Origin of the sequence: Pseudomonas fluorescens (assembly GCF_000802965.1) — a bacterium.
Taxonomy (GTDB): Bacteria; Pseudomonadota; Gammaproteobacteria; order Pseudomonadales; family Pseudomonadaceae; genus Aquipseudomonas; species Aquipseudomonas fluorescens_A.
The window spans coordinates 261,236-278,587 of record NZ_JSAK01000018.1; the positions used below are offsets into that span (position 1 = coordinate 261,236).

General features: G+C 60.7%; 12 protein-coding genes and 1 pseudogene. 2 read left to right on the forward strand and 11 right to left on the reverse strand.

Features of this window, described 5'->3' with window-relative positions; all coding sequences use genetic code 11:
* Positions 1-55 precede the first annotated feature (55 nt).
* From gcvP to arcD (NL64_RS16690), 8 genes are all read right to left on the reverse strand, one after another.
* Positions 56-2,908, reverse strand: a complete 2,853-nt coding sequence (gene gcvP, locus NL64_RS16655) for an aminomethyl-transferring glycine dehydrogenase (RefSeq protein ID WP_034149155.1) — start codon at positions 2,906-2,908, stop codon at positions 56-58.
* An 11-nt stretch (positions 2,909-2,919) separates the two neighbouring features.
* Positions 2,920-3,303 carry a glycine cleavage system protein GcvH gene (gcvH, locus tag NL64_RS16660; protein ID WP_034149156.1) on the reverse strand — a complete coding sequence of 128 codons (384 nt, stop codon included), beginning with the start codon at positions 3,301-3,303 and terminating at the stop codon, positions 2,920-2,922.
* A 512-nt stretch (positions 3,304-3,815) separates the two neighbouring features.
* The gene (locus tag NL64_RS16665) at positions 3,816-5,324 is read right to left on the reverse strand and encodes a sigma-54-dependent transcriptional regulator (protein WP_034149157.1); all 1,509 of its coding nucleotides are present in this window, start codon (positions 5,322-5,324) and stop codon (positions 3,816-3,818) included.
* 224 nt (positions 5,325-5,548) lie between these two features.
* Positions 5,549-5,911, reverse strand: coding sequence for a DUF5064 family protein (locus tag NL64_RS16670; RefSeq protein ID WP_034149158.1), 363 nt, complete (start codon positions 5,909-5,911; stop codon positions 5,549-5,551).
* Between the two features lie 12 nt (positions 5,912-5,923).
* Positions 5,924-6,853 (reverse strand): carbamate kinase, encoded by a 930-nt coding sequence (gene arcC, locus NL64_RS16675; RefSeq protein WP_034149159.1) that lies wholly within the window; start codon positions 6,851-6,853, stop codon positions 5,924-5,926.
* Positions 6,854-6,992: 139 nt separating this feature from the next.
* Positions 6,993-8,003: an ornithine carbamoyltransferase gene (locus NL64_RS16680; protein ID WP_034149160.1), complete on the reverse strand. Its 1,011-nt coding sequence runs from the start codon at positions 8,001-8,003 to the stop codon at positions 6,993-6,995.
* Positions 8,004-8,084: 81 nt separating this feature from the next.
* Positions 8,085-9,341 carry an arginine deiminase gene (gene arcA / locus NL64_RS16685; RefSeq protein ID WP_034149161.1) on the reverse strand — a complete coding sequence of 419 codons (1,257 nt, stop codon included), beginning with the start codon at positions 9,339-9,341 and terminating at the stop codon, positions 8,085-8,087.
* A 33-nt stretch (positions 9,342-9,374) separates the two neighbouring features.
* Positions 9,375-10,802 carry an arginine-ornithine antiporter gene (arcD, locus tag NL64_RS16690; RefSeq protein WP_034149162.1) on the reverse strand — a complete coding sequence of 476 codons (1,428 nt, stop codon included), beginning with the start codon at positions 10,800-10,802 and terminating at the stop codon, positions 9,375-9,377.
* Positions 10,803-11,244: 442 nt separating this feature from the next.
* On the opposite strand from arcD (NL64_RS16690), the gene arcD (NL64_RS16695) reads away from it, so the two are divergent.
* Both arcD (NL64_RS16695) and NL64_RS16700 read left to right on the forward strand, forming a co-directional pair.
* The gene (gene arcD, locus NL64_RS16695) at positions 11,245-12,672 is read left to right on the forward strand and encodes an arginine-ornithine antiporter (RefSeq protein ID WP_034149163.1); all 1,428 of its coding nucleotides are present in this window, start codon (positions 11,245-11,247) and stop codon (positions 12,670-12,672) included.
* A gap of 8 nt (positions 12,673-12,680) precedes the next feature.
* Entirely contained in the window at positions 12,681-13,532 is an 852-nt protein-coding gene (locus tag NL64_RS16700; protein ID WP_437176922.1) for a DNA-3-methyladenine glycosylase family protein, read from the forward strand.
* 94 nt (positions 13,533-13,626) lie between these two features.
* Here the strand turns inward: NL64_RS16700 and NL64_RS16705 are convergent, their stop codons facing one another.
* The 3 genes and pseudogenes from NL64_RS16705 to NL64_RS31150 all read right to left on the reverse strand — a co-directional run.
* A complete protein-coding gene (locus NL64_RS16705) occupies positions 13,627-14,976 on the reverse strand; it encodes a CoA transferase (RefSeq protein WP_034149165.1) in 1,350 nt (449 codons plus the stop codon).
* Between the two features lie 165 nt (positions 14,977-15,141).
* A complete protein-coding gene (locus NL64_RS31145; RefSeq protein ID WP_371807299.1) occupies positions 15,142-15,897 on the reverse strand; it encodes a methyl-accepting chemotaxis protein in 756 nt (251 codons plus the stop codon).
* A gap of 102 nt (positions 15,898-15,999) precedes the next feature.
* Positions 16,000-17,280, reverse strand: a pseudogene (locus NL64_RS31150) (PDC sensor domain-containing protein); the annotation flags it as partial.
* Between the last annotated feature and the right edge of the window lie 72 nt (positions 17,281-17,352).

A 17,352-nucleotide genomic window follows, 5' to 3' on the forward strand; every position in this document is an offset into this window, starting at 1 on the left:
GCTCCTACAGGTTTTGTGGCGTTCTTGCGAGGGCGGACATGCCGCCCCCTTTGGTTTAAGCGTAGCTTTCGATCGACGGGCAGGCGCAGACCAGGTTGCGATCGCCGAAGACGTTGTCGACGCGACCGACCGGCGGCCAGTATTTGCCTTCGATCAGCGAAGCAACCGGATAAACCGCTTGCTCGCGGCTGTATGGGTGAGTCCACTCGCCGACGATTTCCGCCGCGGTGTGCGGAGCGTTTTTCAGCGGGTTGTCGTCCTTGTCCAGCGTGCCGTTTTCCACCGCGCGGATTTCTTCGCGGATGCGGATCATGGCGTCGCAGAAGCGGTCCAGTTCTTCCTTGGATTCGCTTTCGGTCGGCTCGATCATCAAGGTGCCGGCCACCGGGAACGACATGGTCGGGGCGTGGAAGCCGAAGTCGATCAGGCGCTTGGCGACGTCATCGACGCTGATGCCGCTGCTGTCTTTCAGTGGACGCAAATCGAGAATGCACTCGTGCGCCACCAGGCCGTTGCTGCCGGTGTACAGCACGGGGTAGTGCTCTTCGAGGCGGCGGGAAATGTAGTTGGCGTTGAGGATCGCCAGCTGCGAAGCGCGCTTCAGACCGGCGCCGCCCATCATGCGGATGTACATCCAGGTGATCGGCAAAATGCTCGCGCTGCCGAACGGCGCGGCACACACCGCGCCTTCCTTGCGCGCCATCTGCGCGTGGCCCGGCAGGAACGGCGTCAGGTGCGATTTCACGCCAATCGGGCCGACGCCCGGGCCGCCACCGCCGTGCGGAATGCAGAAAGTCTTGTGCAGGTTCAGGTGGCTCACGTCGCCGCCGAACTTGCCTGGCGCGCAGAGGCCGACCATGGCGTTCATGTTGGCGCCGTCGATGTACACCTGGCCGCCGTGGTCATGAATGATGCCGCAGATTTCGCGGATGCCTTCTTCGAACACGCCGTGGGTCGACGGGTAGGTGATCATCAGCGCGGCGAGGTGTTCGCGGTGCTCGATGGCCTTGGCGCGCAGGTCTTCGATGTCGACGTTGCCACGGGCATCGCACGCGGTGACGACAACACGCATGCCAGCCATTTGTGCGGTGGCCGGGTTGGTGCCGTGGGCCGACGACGGGATCAGGCAGATGTCGCGACGGTCTTCGCCACGGCTCTGGTGGTAGGCGCGGATGGCCAGCAGACCGGCGTATTCGCCTTGCGAACCGGCGTTCGGTTGCAGCGAGATCGAGTCGTAACCAGTCGCGGCGCAGAGCATCGCTTCCAGTTCATCGGTCAGTTGCTGGTAACCGGCGCTTTGCTCGGCCGGGGCGAACGGGTGCAGCGCACCGAACTCGGCCCAGGTCACCGGGATCATTTCGCTGGCGGCGTTGAGTTTCATGGTGCACGAGCCCAGCGGGATCATGGTGCGGTCCAGCGCCAGGTCTTTGTCCGCCAGTTTGCGCAGGTAGCGCATCAGCTCGGTTTCCGAGTGATAGCGGTTGAAAACCGGGTGGCTGAGGATCGGCGACTGGCGAACCAGCGCGGCAGGGATGGTGCTGGTGACGGAAGCGGCGAGGGCGGCGAAGTCCGGCAGCGCTTTGCCATTGGCGAACAAGGCCCACAGGGTTTCGATGTCGGCCTGGGTGCTGGTTTCGTCGAGGGACAGGCCCAGACGCACGGCATCGACCACGCGCAGGTTGATCTGCTGGGCACGGGCCAGCTCGTGCAGCGCGGCGGTGTTGGCGCCGGTGTTCAGGGTCAGGGTGTCGAAGAAGTTTGCTTGCTCGACGCTCAAGCCCAGAGCGGTCAAGCCTTGGGCCAGAATCGCGGTCAGGTGATGCACGCGGTTGGCAATCTGCGTCAGGCCTTTCGGGCCGTGGTACACGGCGTACATGCTGGCGATGTTGGCCAGCAATACCTGCGCGGTGCAGATGTTCGACGTGGCCTTCTCGCGGCGGATGTGTTGCTCGCGGGTCTGCATCGCCAGGCGCAATGCGGGCTTGCCGAAACGGTCGACGGAGACACCGACCAGACGGCCCGGCATGTCACGCTTGAACGCATCCTTGGTGGAGAAATACGCGGCGTGCGGGCCACCGAAGCCCAGCGGCACGCCGAAGCGTTGCGCGCTGCCGATGGCCACGTCGGCGCCGAACTCGCCCGGCGGGGTCAGCATGGTCAGGGCCAGCAGGTCGGCGGCCACCGCGACCAGCGCGTTGGCAGCGTGGAAACGCTCGGTCAGTTCGCGGTAGTCGAACACGTCACCGTTGCTCGCCGGGTATTGCAGCAGGGCGCCGAAGAATGGCGTCACGTCTGTCAGTTCGCGCTCGTCGCCGACCACCACGTCGATGCCCAACGGCTCGGCACGGGTGCGCAGCACGTCGAGGGTTTGCGGGTGGCAATGCACGGAAGCGAAGAACTGGTGGCTGCCCTTGTTCTTGCTCAGGCGCTTGCAGAAGGTCATGGCTTCGGCGGCGGCGGTGGCTTCGTCCAACAGCGAGGCGTTGGCGATTGGCAGACCGGTGAGGTCGCTGATCAGGGTCTGGAAGTTCAGCAGCGCTTCGAGACGGCCCTGGGAAATTTCTGGCTGATACGGGGTGTAAGCCGTGTACCAGGCCGGGTTTTCCAGCAGGTTGCGCAGGATCGGCGACGGCGTGTGGGTGCCGTAGTAGCCCTGGCCGATGAAAGTCTTGAACAGCTGGTTTTTGCCGGCGATGCCTTTGATCATCGCCAGCGCGTCGGCTTCGCTCAAGCCGTCTTCGAGGCCGAGCACGCTGGTGCCCTTGATGCTGTCCGGAATCACGCTGGCGCTCAGGGCTTCCAGGGAGTCGAAGCCGAGGCTGTTGAGCATGGCTTGCTCGTCACCGGCACGCGGGCCGATGTGGCGGGCGATGAATTCGTTGGCGGTGGTCAAATTGATCTGGGTCATGTCAGTGCTCCTCAGGCTTCGGCGTTGGCTTTGATCAGACGGTCGTAGGCGTCCTGATCGAGCAGTTTGGCGACCGCCGAAGCGTCGGCTGGCTGGAAGCGGAAGAACCAGCCTTCACCCAGCGGATCTTCGTTGACCAGTTCCGGGGAGCTGTCCAGCGCCGGGTTCACTTCCAGTACGTCCCCGTCGAGCGGCATGTACACGCCGCTGGCGGCTTTTACCGATTCCACGGTGGCTGCTTCAGCGCCTTTTTCGTAGGACTGCAGCTCAGGCAGTTGTACGAAAACCACGTCGCCCAATGCGTTCTGCGCGAAAGCGGTGATGCCGACGGTGACGCTGCCGTCAGCTTCGGTGCGCAGCCATTCGTGATCTTCAGTAAAACGCAATTCGCTCATGGAAACTCCTAAGGGGGCCAGACTCGTCTGGTGGACGCTGTTGAATGCTTGGGCAAAAAAGCCCGGGTATGACGGACTACATAGCAAGAACGCGGCCAATGTATTTTTTGTCATATAAAACAATTGGTTATGGTGTTTTACGAGTTATCGAGAATTGCCTGCTGTAGCGAAATCGATACGGCTATGATCGGAGAAGAAAGCTGAGGTGGATCAAAGCCTTGCACAGCCGTGATCGGGGAGGGGTGTAGCGATATCGTTCCGCTGTAGCGCTTTCAGTACAGCTGGAGGTCGCTTTTAAGACGATTATTGACTGAAAACCCGAGCTGTAGGAGCCGGCTTGCTGGCGATGGCAATTTTGAAAACGCCATCGCCAGCAAGCCGGCTCCTACAGGTCGGGGTGGTCTTCAGAAAGGCATCGCCAGCAAGCCGGCTCCTACAGGTCGGGGTGGTCTTTAGAAAGGCATCGCCAGCAAGCCGGCTCCTACAAGTGCGAGGCGTTCGTCAGAATGTGGTCACGGCTTGTTGGGAATGCCGTACTTACGAAGTCGATGAGCGATGGCCGTGTGGGAGGTTTGCAGGCGGCTGGCGAGTTGCCGGGTGGAGGGGTAGCTGACGTAGAGTTTTTCCAGCAGGGTTTTCTCGAACTCTTCCATGGCCTGTTCCAGACTGTCGACGTCGTGGTCGCCTTGGCGCGCGACAGAGGTGCCGGCGATGTCGAGATCGCCGATGTCCACCAGGCTACTTTCACAAATGGCCGCGGCGCGGAAAATCACGTTTTGCAGTTGCCGCACGTTGCCAGGCCAGCGGTTGCCGAGCAGGGCCGGATAAGTGCCCGGCGCGAGGCGACAGACCGGGCGCTGGATCTGCGCGCACGCCTGCTGCATGAAGTAACGGGCCAGCAGCAGGATGTCCTGGCCACGCTCGCGCAGTGGCGGTACTTCGACGTTGAGCACGTTGAGGCGATAGAACAGGTCTTCGCGAAACAACCCTTCGCTGACCATTTTTTCCAGGTCGCGGTGGGTCGCGCTGAGAATGCGTACGTTGACCTTCACTTCACGATCACCGCCGACCCGACGGAAGCTGCCGTCGTTGAGAAAACGCAGCAACTTGGCCTGCAAATACGGCGACATCTCACCGATCTCATCGAGAAACACTGTGCCCTGGTTGGCCAGTTCCATCAGCCCCGGTTTACCGCCTCGTTGTGCACCGGTGAAGGCACCGGGGGCGTAGCCGAAAAGTTCGCTTTCGGCGAGGTTCTCCGGCAATGCTGCACAGTTCAATGCCAGAAATGGCGAGTTGTGCCGCGCGCTGCTGGCATGGCAGGCTCGTGCCACCAACTCCTTGCCGGTGCCGGTTTCACCCTGGATCAGCAGCGGCGCATCAAGGGCCGCCACCCGTTGCGCGCGAACCTTGAGCGTGCGGATGACCGGCGACTCGCCCAGCAGCGCATCGAACCCTTCGGCGTGATCGTGGTGCAGGGCCGAGAGGCGTTCACCGATGCGATTGGGTTGATACAGAGTCAGCAGGGCGCCGGCGTCGGTAATTGGCGTGGCGTCCAGCAGTAGCGTCTGGCCGTTGACGGTCACTTCCCGCAGCGGCAAGCGAAAACCCTGTTCGAGCAACGCGTCGAGCAGTGCCGGGTCGGCGAACAGGTCGGCGACGCTTTCACCCGCCGGCTCACGGCCATACAGGGCGATCAACGCCGGGTTGGCCAGCAACACTTTGCCGGCGCTGTCCAGCGCCAGCACCGGGTCGGTCATGGCTGCGAGCAACGCGTCGAGCTGCAAGTGCCGGCGTTGGCCGGGCAGGATGTCGACCACGGTCATCGCCTGCACGCCCCGCACGCTCAGCAGCGCATCGCGCAGTTCTTCGAGGACTTCCGGGCTCAAGGTCGGCGCGTCGATATAAACGTTCGGCGGAACCATTTCCACCGCATCCAGATTGAGGTTACGCCCACCGAGCAGGGCCAGGACTTCCTGGGTGATACCGACGCGGTCGATGAAGCTGACGTGGATACGCATGGGGCGGTTTCGGGTTCTGGAGTGCGGAGGGTGGCAAGTATGCCTTGGAGCAGGGGGTAAGGTGAAATCCAGCGCAGGACTTCAGGCCAACGATGATCCCTGTGGGAGCGGGCTTGCCCGCGATGACGGTGGCAGATCCGGCATTGATGTGACAGATGTACCGCTATCGCGGGCAAGCCCGCTCCCACAGGGATTTGTGACTGACCACAGAATATGTGTTCGGGTTACTCGAAGTGCTCGGGGTTTACCGGATCGCCGGATTTCATATCCAACTGCTTCCGGATGTCTTCAAACATCAAATCGTAATGCTTGTGGACCGAGCCAATCTGGCTGTGTGACTTCGGAATTCCGTACTTCTCGGCAATTCTTGTCACATCCCTGGCGAAGTTGTAGGCCTCCTCTTTTGGCAGGAAGAAGGGCTCTGAGATGTCCTTGCCCTGAATGCTGCCATGCATGGTGAACAGGATGCCCTTTTCCCCTTTGTCGTTCTTGCTGACTTCATAGTCGAGGTGCACGTTGTAGTTGACATCATCCGGGGTCAGCGCATGACGTTCGATGTGCAAGTGACCCGGCTCAAACTGTGCCATAGACGTCTCTCCCTACAAGTAAGTAATGCCAGGTGTCGCGGTGCTGATGCGCGTGCCGGCCTTGCCCTGGACGATCGCTTCGATGTCCGCGAGTGAGCCGATCACCGCGACCTTTCCAGTATGGCGCGCGAATTCGCAGGCTGCCTGCACCTTCGGTCCCATGGAACCGGCGGCAAAGCCGAGTTTTTCCATTTCGTCCGGGTGAGCCTGGGCGATGGCTTTCTGCGTTGGTTTGCCGTAGTCGATAAACGCGGCGCTGACATCAGTGGCAATCACCAGCAGATCGGCTTCAAGCTGTTCGGCCAGCAGCGCCGAGCACAGGTCTTTGTCGATCACTGCTTCGACGCCTTCGAGTTTACCGGGCGCGGTGTACATGGTCGGGATGCCGCCACCGCCGGCGCAGATCACGATGCTGCTTTTTTCCAGCAGCCACTTGATCGGGCGAATCTCGAAGATGCGTTTCGGTTTCGGGCTGGCAACCACGCGACGATATTTGTCGCCGTCCGGGGCAATTGCCCAGCCTTTTTCGGCCGCGAGTTTTTCGGCCTCGTCCTTGCTGTAGACCGGGCCGATGGGTTTGGTCGGGTTCTTGAAGGCCGGGTCGTTGGCGTCGACTTCGACTTGGGTCAGCAGGGTGGCGAAGGGCACTTCGAAGTCCAGCAAGTTGCCCAGTTCCTGTTCGATGATGTAGCCGATCATGCCTTCGGTTTCGGCGCCGAGCACGTCCAGCGGATAAGGCGACACCGAGGTGTAGGCCGCCGCTTGCAGCGACAGCAGGCCGACTTGGGGGCCATTGCCGTGGGCGATGACCAGTTGGTTGCCGGAGTGGATCTTGGCGATCTGCTCGGTGGCGATCCGGATGTTGGCGCGCTGGTTGTCAGCGGTCATCGGTTCACCCCGGCGAAGCAGGGCGTTCCCGCCCAGAGCAACGACGATACGCATGGTGCATGTCCTTCTAAAAGAGAGGTAAGCGGGCCTGTGGGAGCTGGCTTGCCAGCGATGGCCGCACCTCGGTGATTCTGATAAACCGCGGTGATCCCATCGCTGGCAAGCCAGCTCCCACAAGGGGCCGCGTCAGCCGTTACAGGTCAGCCAGCGTCGACACCAGAATCGCCTTGATCGTGTGCATGCGGTTTTCCGCTTGCTCGAAGGCAATGCAGGCCGGCGACTCGAAGACGTCATCGGTTACTTCGATGCCGTTTTTCAGGTTCGGGTACTGCTCGGCGATCTGCTTGCCGATTTTGGTGTCGCTGTTGTGGAACGCCGGCAGGCAGTGCATGAACTTGGTGCGCGGGTTACCGGTGGCTTTCATCAGTTCGGCGTTGACCTGATATGGCAGCAATTGCTGGATGCGTTCGGCCCAGGCTTCGACCGGCTCACCCATGGACACCCAGACGTCGGTGTGGATGAAGTCCACGCCTTTGACCGCCGCTTTCGGGTCTTCGGTCAGCGTGATGCGCGCGCCGCTCTCTTCAGCGTATTTTTTGCAGCGCGCGACCAGGTCGTCCAGCGGCCACAGGGCTTTCGGTGCACAGATGCGCACGTCCATGCCAAGTTTGGCGCCGATCAGCAATAGCGAGTTGCCCATGTTGTTGCGCGCATCGCCGAGGTAGACGTAGCTGATTTCGTGGATCGGCTTGTCGGCGTTCTCACGCATGGTCAGCACGTCGGCGATCATTTGCGTCGGGTGATATTCATCGGTCAGGCCGTTGAACACCGGCACGCCAGCGAACTTGGCCAGTTCTTCGACGATTTCCTGTTTGAAGCCACGGTACTCGATGGCGTCGTACATGCGCCCGAGCACGCGGGCGGTGTCTTTCATGCTTTCCTTGTGGCCGATCTGCGAGGAGTTCGGGTCGATGTAGGTGACGTTGGCGCCCTGGTCATAGGCGGCGACTTCGAAGGCACAACGGGTGCGGGTCGAGGTTTTTTCGAAAATCAGGGCAATGTTGTTGCCTTTGAGGTGTTGCTGCTCGGTGCCGGTGTACTTGGCGCGTTTGAGGTCGCGGGAGAGGTCGAGCAGGTAGCGCAATTCGCGAGGGGTGTGATGTTCCAGGCTCAGCAGATTGCGGTTATGAATATTGAACGCCATTTTGGATCTCCTAAGTTGTCGGTTATCCCCTTGGCCGCGCATGCCGTGGGGTAGACGGCAGCGCGGGCCAAGGCTGTCAGGTTAGTAGTCGATCGGATCGCGGATGATCGGGCAGGTCATGCAATGGCCGCCGCCACGACCGCGGCCGAGTTCGCCGGCGCTGATGGTGATGACTTCCACCCCGGCCTTGCGCAGCAGGGTGTTGGTGTAGGTGTTGCGGTCGTAGCCGATGACCACGCCGGGTTCCACGGCCACCACGTTGTTACCGTCGTCCCATTGCTCGCGTTCGGCGGCGAAGCTGTTGCCACCGGTTTCGACGACGCGCAGGGCTTTGAGGTTGAGGGCCTTGGCCACGGTGTCGAGGAAGTTGGTTTCTTCGCGACGGATGTCGATGCCGCCCGGTTTGCTTTCGTCCGGGCGCAGGGTGAAGGCGACAATCTGGTTCACCACTTCCGGGAAGATGGTCACCAAATCGCGGTCGCAGAAACTGAACACGGTGTCCAGGTGCATCGCCGCGCGGGATTTCGGCAGGCCGGCGACGATGACTTTTTCCACGGCTTTTTTCTGGAACAGATTCACCGCCAGTTGAGCAATGGCCTGGCGAGAAGAGCGTTCGCCCATGCCGATCAATACCACGCCGTTGCCGATCGGCATTACGTCGCCACCCTCAAGGGTGGAGTTACCGTGGTCCCTGTCCGGGTCGCCATACCAGATTTCGAATTCGGCGTTGGTGAATTGCGGATGGAACTTGTAGATGGCGGTGGTCAGCAGGGTTTCCTGGCGGCGCGCCGGCCAGTACATCGGGTTGAGGGTGACGCCACCGTAGATCCAGCAGGTGGTATCACGGGTGAACTGGGTGTTGGGCAGCGGCGGCAGAATGAAGCTTGTATGGCCGAGGAAACCGCGGAACATCTCGATGGCCTTGCCGCCGAAACTGGTGGGCAGATCGTCACCCGACACGCCGCCGATCAGGAACTCGGCGATGTGTCGCGGTTCCAGGCTGCGCAGCCACGAACTGGTTTCATTGATCAGGCCCAGGCCCACCGAATCGGGGGTGATCTTGCGTTCGAGGATCCAGTCCAGGGCTTCGGGGATGGCGACGATGTCGGTCAGCAGGTTGTGCATTTCCAGCACGTCGATGTTGCGTTCACGCATTTTAGTGACGAAATCGAAATGGTCGCGCTTGGCCTGGGCCACCCACAGCACATCGTCGAAAAGCAATTCGTCGCAGTTGTTCGGGGTCAGCCTCTGATGGGCGAGGCCGGGGGAGCAAACCATGACTTTGCGCAGTTTGCCGGCTTCGGAATGGACGCCGTACTTAACTTTTTCCGTGGTCATTTCAGTGAACCTCCAGATGGCAAAACAGTCGTGTTACAGGGTCAGGAAGCCGTCGTAGAGGCCGTAGGCCGCCACCAGGGCGCCGACGACCACCAAGGCGAAAATCAGCTTCTCGACATTGGTGAAAACCGGTTTGTTGAGTTCCAGCTTGGCCTTGGCGAACAGGATCGCGCCGGGGGCATAAAGCAGTGCCGAAAGCAGCAGGTATTTGATACCGCCGGCGTACAGCAGCCAGACCGCGTAGATCAGCGCCACGGCGCCAATGATCAGATCCTTCTGCCGATCACCCGCCGCACCTTCGTAGGTTTCGCCGCGAACTGCCAACAGCAGGGCATAGGCTGCCGACCACAGGTACGGCACCAGGATCATTGAAGTGGCGAGGTAGATCAGCGACAGGTAAGTGCTGGCCGAAAACAGCGTGATGATCAGAAATATCTGGACCATGGCGTTGGTCAGCCAGAGGGCGTTGACCGGCACCTGGTTGGCGTTTTCCTTGCGCAGGAACGCGGGCATGGTGTGGTCCTTGGCGGCGGCGAACATGATCTCCGCGCACAGCAGCACCCACGACAACAGTGCACCCAGCAGCGAAATGATCAGACCAACGCTGATCAGCACGGCCCCCCATTTGCCGACCACATGCTCCAGCACGGCGGCCATCGACGGGTTCTGCAGCTTGGCCAGTTCCGGTTGGGTCAGGATGCCCAGCGACAGCACGTTCACCAGCACCAGAATCAGCAACACGGAGATAAAACCGATCACCGTGGCTTTACCCACATCACTGCGTTTTTCCGCACGGGCCGAGAAAATGCTCGCGCCTTCGATGCCGATGAACACCCACACGGTGACCAGCATCATGTTGCGCACCTGGTCCATCACGCTGCCCAGGTCGGGGTTTTTCAGGCCCCAGATATCGGCAGTGAAGATGTCCAGTTTGAAGGCGAACACGGCAATAAGGATGAACAGCACCAGTGGCACGATCTTGGCCACGGTGGTGACCAGGTTGATGAACGCCGCTTCCTTGATCCCCCGCAGCACGAGCAAATGCACGGCCCACAACAACACCGACGCGCCGATCACGGCGGCTACCGTGTTGCCTTCGCCGAAGATCGGGAAAAAATAACCGAGGGTGCTGAACAGCAAAACGAAGTAGCCAACGTTCCCCAGCCAGGCACTGATCCAGTACCCCCAGGCGGATGAGAAACCCATGTAGTCGCCGAAACCGGCCTTGGCGTAGGCGTAGACCCCGCCGTCCAGGTCAGGCTTGCGGTTGGCCAGGGTCTGGAACACAAACGCGAGGGTAAGCATGCCGACAGCGGTGATCGCCCAACCAATTAGAATGGCGCCGACGTCAGCACTGGCCGCCATGTTTTGCGGCAGCGAAAAGATACCGCCGCCAATCATTGAACCGACGACTAATGCAACCAGCGCGCCGAGTTTCAGTTTTCCGGGAGCTTCAGACATTGCATGACTCCATTGCAGGAGAAGTGAGACGACACACTAAATCCGCCAGCCCTTCAGTCGGCTGACCTGGATCAGTGCATGTCTACATTCCGTTGTTAATAACTGAAAGAGTAGCTCGCACAACATTACTGCCCGTATTGCCTGTTCTAGAGACGTTGTTGAATTTTTGTTGAAACTTTTTCGCATTCCCTGCGACTTATGAAGCTAGTTCGTTTTGGCCAATGCGCAACTTTTCCTGGTGGGTTGTAAGAACCAAATTTGCTTATGAATCGGCCTGTATAAAGCGAATGAATATATCGATGTCTGCTGTGATGATTTTGGTAATAAAAATGTCGTTTGTTGGCGTTATTCAGTAAACGTCATTACGCTTCATCCGTAAGTTAACGCCGGTTATGTGACGATCTCGCGGCGACTGCCGCCCCTTGGGAATGGAGACGCAGCCATGTCGCAATCGACGCAAAAACTTCGCCTGAGCGCACTGATCGCCCTGGTGGTGGGGTCGATGATTGGGGGCGGGATCTTTTCCCTGCCGCAGAACATGGCGGCCAAAGCCGATGCCGGTGCGATATTGATTGGCTGGGCGATCACTGCCGTCGGCATGCTCACCCTGGCGTTTGTGTTCCAGACACTGGCCAATCGCAAACCGGAACTGGACTCGGGCGTGTACGCCTACGCCAAGGCCGGTTTTGGCAATTACATGGGTTTCTCGTCAGCCTGGGGTTACTGGATCAGTGCCTGGCTGGGGAATGTCGGCTACTTCGTCCTGCTGTTCAGCACCCTGGGTTTTTTCTTTCCGGTCTTTGGCGAAGGCAACACACCGATTGCCATCGCCTGTGCATCGGTGTTGCTCTGGACCGTGCATTTTGTAGTGATGCGCGGGATCAAGGAGGCGGCGTTCATCAATCTGCTGACGACCGTGGCCAAGATCGTCCCGCTGATCCTGTTCATCGTCATCGCGGCAGTGGCGTTCAAGGCGGACATCTTCACCCGGGACATCTGGGGCCGCAGTAACCCGAGTTTCGGCAGCGTGATGGACCAGGTGCGCAACATGATGCTGGTGACGGTGTTCGTCTTCATCGGCATCGAAGGCGCCAGTGTCTATTCAGCGCGGGCGCAGAAGCGTTCGGACGTGGGCCGGGCGACGGTGATCGGTTTTCTCGGGGTACTGGCGCTGCTGGTGCTGGTGAATGTGCTGTCGCTGGGCATCATGAGCCAGCCGGAACTGGCCAGCTTGCAGAACCCGTCGCTGGCCTCGGTGCTGGAACATATCGTCGGCCCGTGGGGCGCTTTGCTGATCAGCGTTGGCCTGGCGATTTCACTGTTGGGTGCCTTGTTGTCATGGGCGCTGCTGTGCGCCGAAATCCTCTTCGCCACGGCGAAAGACAAGACCATGCCAGCGTTCCTGACCAAGGAAAACGCCAACCATGTGCCGGTCAATGCGTTGTGGCTGACCAACACGATGATCCAGCTGTTCTTGTTGATCACGCTGTTTTCCGCCGGCACCTACACCAGCCTGATTTACCTTGCGTCGTCGATGATTCTGGTGCCGTACCTGTGGTCGGCGGCGTATGCGGTGCTGTTGAGCGGGCGTGGTGAAACCTACGAACACGCATCGGCGGAACGCACCAAGGATCTGCTGATCGGCGCCGTCGCCGTGAGTTACGCGGTGTGGTTGTTGTACGCCGGTGGTTTGAAGTATTTGCTGCTCTCGGCGCTGCTGTATGCGCCGGGGGTGATTCTGTTTGCCAAGGCCCGGCATGAGCAGGGCATGCCAGTGTTCACCCTGGTCGAGAAGGGCATATTCACTTGCGTTGTGTGCGGTGCGGGGCTGGCGGCGTATGCGTTGTACAGCGGGGTGCTGAGTCTGTGAAGGTGTTGATGGCATTCGCTGCGCCCTATGACTGGCCGGCGATGCTGGGTTTTTTATCGGCACGGGCGATTGCCGGAATGGAAACGGTGGTTGGCGATGTTTACTCGCGCAGCATTGTCTTGAACGGGGTTCACGGCACGCTGTCGATCCAGCCAGCGATTGCCGACGCGCTGGAGTTGACGCTGGATTTTCCCGACCCGACAGCGTTGCCAGAAATCATCGCGCGATTGCGACGGATGTTTGATCTGGACGCCGACCTGATCACGATGCAACGACATCTAAGCAACGATCCGCTGCTGGCACGGCTGATTGCCGAGCGTCCGGGGCTGCGCGTACCGGGGGCGTGGGACGGGTTGGAGCTGGCCATTCGTGCGGTGTTGGGGCAGCAGATTACGGTGGTGGCGGCGATCAAACTGGCGGGCAAACTGGTTGCGCAGTACGGCGTGCCATTAGTTTCGCCTCGGGAAGGATTGACCCACGTTTTTCCGGATGCCTCGGTATTAGCGGCAGCGGATTTGGCGACGCTGGGGATGCCGAAAAGTCGTGGCCGCACTTTATCGGGAGTCGCTCAGGCATTACTGGATGATCCTTTGTTGTTTGAGCCGGGTCGGGAGGGTGGTGTTGCGCGATTGCTGGCGCTGCATGGGATCGGTGAGTGGACGGCGCAGTACATCGCGCTGCGGCAGTTGCGCGAGATGGATGGATTTGCGAACGGGGATGTGGGGTTGATCAATGCGCTCGCTGCGCTGGAAGGTGAACCGGTGACGGCAAAGCAGCTTTTATTGCGGGCTGAGGCTTGGCGGCCTTATCGAGGGTATGCGGCGCAGTTGCTTTGGACTTCGTTGAGTCGTGCGGATTGAGGCGCATCTGGTTTTTGTGTTGAAAGGTCTGACGCCATCGCTGGCAAGCCAGCTCCCACAGGGTTACGCGGTGCCAGCGATGGCTATTTGTCAGTCACCACCACTGTGCGCGGTGTGAACCCAATTCCCCAGCCGCAATCGCCCACTGAAGCGGCGTCCCGGTGATCTTCAGCGGTACATGCAACCGATGCGCTGGCCCCCAGGATGTCTGCTCGACCAACATCCCCTGATCTTGATCATCCTCGGCCCGCAACGACCCCTCCGTTCCGCGTCCATTGTCGATTAACAGTTTCGCCGTCCGCGCCAACGACAACCGCGCCGATCCGCCGATTCCGCTGCTCAAGCGTTCAGCCAACAACTTGATCGCACTGGCCGCCATCAGATATCCAGTGGCGTGATCAAGGGCTTGCAATGGCAGTGGCGTCGGTTTGTCCGTGTGCTGCCATTGCATGCCGGCTTCGGCAATCCCGCTGCTCATCTGCACCAGGCTGTCGAATCCGCGGCGGTTCTGCCATGGGCCGCTCCAGCCGTAGGCGTTCAGGCAAACGTCAATCAGGCCGGGGGCGAGTTGTTGCCGTTCGGCGGCACCGAATCCCAGGCGTTCCAGCGCGTCGGCGCGATAGCCATGGAGCACGATGTCGGCGTCTTTGAGCAGGCTTTCAAAGAGCGTGCGATCCGCCTTGTCGTGCAGATCCAGGTGCGCGCAGCGCTTGCCCAGGGTCATTTCCGGCACCACGCCGGGCTCGTTCCAGCTCGGTGGGTCGATACGCAACACGTCGGCACCAAGGCCGGCGAGAAAGCGGCTGGCGACCGGGCCGGCGAGTACGCGGGTCAAATCCAGCACCTTGATTCCGGCCAATGGCTGCGCCACCGAACCTTGCCACGGTTTGACGTTGTGCCCGCTGTGCTGGCCGAACTGAATCAACGGTTCGGCGTTTACTGCGCGACCTTGAGGGTGAGCCTGCCATTGTTCCCAATTGCGCATTTCGGCAGCACAGCCACCGGCATCGACCACGGCTTGCTCCAGATCGCTTTTGGCCCATTGCGCCACTTTGCTCGCCATCGCGGCACGGTCGGCACAAGCGCCGAGTACGGTTTCGGCAGCGGCGCGGTGATGGGGCGCGTTGGTGTGCAGACGGATCCAGCCGTCCTTGGCGGCGTAGTCACCGGCGATGGGGTCCCACAAGGGTGGAACGCTCCAGCCGACCGGGCGCAGCGAGGTCGCGAACCAGAACGAGGCTAGGCGTCGGTCGACTTCAACGGCGGGCAATCGACCGGTTTGTTGAAGCAACAATTCGCTGACGGCTTGGCCGGCGGCTGCGATGCTGGCACAGGCCAGGTCGGTGACGGCAAACGCCGAGGGCAGGGCGCCTGTCGAGGTGAACGGGATCGGGGTGTGGGGCAAGCCGAGTGCGGCTTGAATGGACGTGAGCAGATCAGTCATTGAAGGCCCTCCGAAACGAGAGCCCGAGCATAAATCAAAAAAACCGCGAGCCGGATGAATTCCTTTGTTGGAGCTGGCTTGCCGGCGATGGCGGCATGGCATTCAACACCCTGTCGCCTGAACGGTCGCTATCGCTGGCAAGCCAGCTCCTACAGGGCCGGCGGGTTACACGCGGAACTGATCCATCAATTTCATTTGATGGGTGGTCAGGTTGTTGAGTTGGCTGCTGATCTGCGCCGATTCAGTGGCCTGGCCGGTCAGGGTCTCGGTGACGGTGCGGATCGCCGAGACGTTGCGGTTGACCTCTTCGGCCACGGCGCTTTGCTGTTCGGCGGCGCTGGCGATTTGCAGGTTCATGTCGCTGATCACGGTAACCGCGTCGCTGATTTTGCTCAGGGCCTGCACCGCCTGCTGGATCTGTCCGGCGTTGCTGTGGGCCTGGGTCTGGCTCGAATGCATGGTGGCGACCACGCCGCGGGTGCCGCTCTGGATGCGTTCGATCACCAGGCGAATTTCTTCCACCGAGTCCTGGGTGCGTTTGGCCAGGTTGCGCACTTCGTCGGCAACCACGGCGAACCCGCGACCGCTTTCGCCGGCACGGGCGGCTTCGATCGCCGCGTTGAGCGCCAGCAGGTTGGTCTGTTCGGCGATGCTGCGGATTACCTCCAGCACCGAACCAATCTGCTCGCTGTTCACCGCCAACGCTTCAACCTCGGTCACTGCCTTGCTGACCTCATCGGCCAGTTGATTGATGTCGCGGGTACTGCGCTCGATGATTTGCATGCCATCGCGGGCTGACTGGTCGGCGCCCTTGGCCGCACTCGCGGCGTTCGATGCGCTGTTGGCGACATCGTGCGCCGTGGCACTCATTTCGTTGGACGCGGTCGCCACCTGGTCGATTTCGCGGAACTGCACCTGCATGCCCTCACTGGTCTGGCGGGCGATTTCCGAAGACTGGTCGGCAGTGCCGCGCGCGTCGGTGATGCTTTGCTTGATCTGCGCGATGGTCGGCTGCAGCTTGTCGAGGAAGCGGTTGAACCAACTGACCAGTTCGCCCAGCTCATCTTTCTTGCTGTAGTGCAGGCGTTGGGTCAGGTCGCCGTCGCCGCTGGCAATCGCCTTGAGCATTTCGGCCACGCTGTTGATCGGCCGGGTGACGCCGGAAGCGGTCAGCCAGATCAGCAACAAACCGATCAGGCCGGCAATGATCGCCACACCCACGGCTTTGATCGTGCCGCTTTGCTGGGCGTCGTCGAGCACCGCTTGCAGTTTTACTGAGTCGGCCAGCAACACTTGTTTCGGCAGGTCGATGATCACGCCCCAGGCTTTGGAGTCGGCAATCGGGCTGACCGGGTAAACCGCGCGGATCAGGTCACCCTGTTGCAGAATTTTCGGTGCGCCCGCGCCGAGCAGTTGCAAGATGTCCTTGCCGTCCGCGCCGAGGGTATCGCCGATGCTTTTGCCTACCTTGCCAGCGTCGACGCTGTAGGCTGCCATCACGCCGGTGCCGGAGACGATCAGCATGTGCCCGGCGCTGTTGAACAGCTCTCGCTGGGAGTCGACCGCCGCTGCTTGCAGGGCGTCGAGGGCGATGTCGATACCGACCACGCCGATGGCCTTGCCATCCACCAGCAGTGGCACGGAAATGGTGGTCATCAACACTTCCTTGTTACCGACCGTATCGGCGTACGGGTCGAGCAGGCAGGTGCGCTTGCTGTCCCGAGGGCAGGTGTACCAGACGTTGTACGGCGTGCCACTCAGGTTCAGGGTGGTTTTGGTCATGTCCTCTTCGACCATGATGGTGTTGAGCGCTTCGCCCCCGGCGCGGCTCCAATAGGTGGCAAAACGTCCGGCTTCGTTGGACTGGCGAGCGGCGTCATTGGCGAATTCGCTGTCCTTGCCATCCAGGCCATTGGGCTCGAACGCCAGCCAGATCCCCAGCACTTTGTTGTTGCGCTCGAAGGCGGTTTTCAGGCTCTGGTTCAATTCCTCACGCAGCGCGCCGGCCTCCAGCGAGCGCTTGGTGGCCATGGCGCGCATGTCCTTGATCTGATCGGCCAAGGCAGTTACCACCGTCAGCGTCTCGCCAAATGTCTTCTGCACCCGCACCGCCTGCTCGGCGGCCTTGGCCTGCAGCAAGTCCTGCACACTGTCGGTGAGCATCTTGCTGCTGGAAGTGCTGACCAATTTATCGTTTTCGTTGGTTTGGTAGAAATTCATGCCGACGATCAACGCGACCACACCCAGCAGGCACAGACCGGAGAGCAGGACAATTTTCAGGCGGATGGACAGTGAGTCGAACATGGGGCGAACTCGCGAATGGATGAGCTGTTGGCTAGGAGTCAAAGGCGACTCGATACGCCAAATCCATTCAGC

Excerpts from the sequence above, each read along its gene's own strand:
- arcA (WP_034149161.1), bottom strand. The coding sequence starts at position 9,341 with ATGACCACGGAAAAAGTTAAGTACGGCGTCCATTCCGAAGCCGGCAAA.
- NL64_RS16665 (WP_034149157.1), bottom strand. The coding sequence starts at position 5,324 with ATGCGTATCCACGTCAGCTTCATCGACCGCGTCGGTATCACCCAGGAA.
- gcvH (WP_034149156.1), bottom strand. The coding sequence starts at position 3,303 with ATGAGCGAATTGCGTTTTACTGAAGATCACGAATGGCTGCGCACCGAA.
- arcD (WP_034149163.1), top strand. The coding sequence starts at position 11,245 with ATGTCGCAATCGACGCAAAAACTTCGCCTGAGCGCACTGATCGCCCTG.
- NL64_RS16680 (WP_034149160.1), bottom strand. The coding sequence starts at position 8,003 with ATGGCGTTCAATATTCATAACCGCAATCTGCTGAGCCTGGAACATCAC.
- NL64_RS31145 (WP_371807299.1), bottom strand. The coding sequence starts at position 15,897 with ATGCAGGTGCAGTTCCGCGAAATCGACCAGGTGGCGACCGCGTCCAAC.
- NL64_RS16705 (WP_034149165.1), bottom strand. The coding sequence starts at position 14,976 with ATGACTGATCTGCTCACGTCCATTCAAGCCGCACTCGGCTTGCCCCAC.
- arcC (WP_034149159.1), bottom strand. The coding sequence starts at position 6,853 with ATGCGTATCGTCGTTGCTCTGGGCGGGAACGCCCTGCTTCGCCGGGGT.
- NL64_RS16670 (WP_034149158.1), bottom strand. The coding sequence starts at position 5,911 with ATGGCACAGTTTGAGCCGGGTCACTTGCACATCGAACGTCATGCGCTG.
- gcvP (WP_034149155.1), bottom strand. The coding sequence starts at position 2,908 with ATGACCCAGATCAATTTGACCACCGCCAACGAATTCATCGCCCGCCAC.
- NL64_RS16700 (WP_437176922.1), top strand. The coding sequence starts at position 12,681 with ATGGCATTCGCTGCGCCCTATGACTGGCCGGCGATGCTGGGTTTTTTA.
- arcD (WP_034149162.1), bottom strand. The coding sequence starts at position 10,802 with ATGTCTGAAGCTCCCGGAAAACTGAAACTCGGCGCGCTGGTTGCATTA.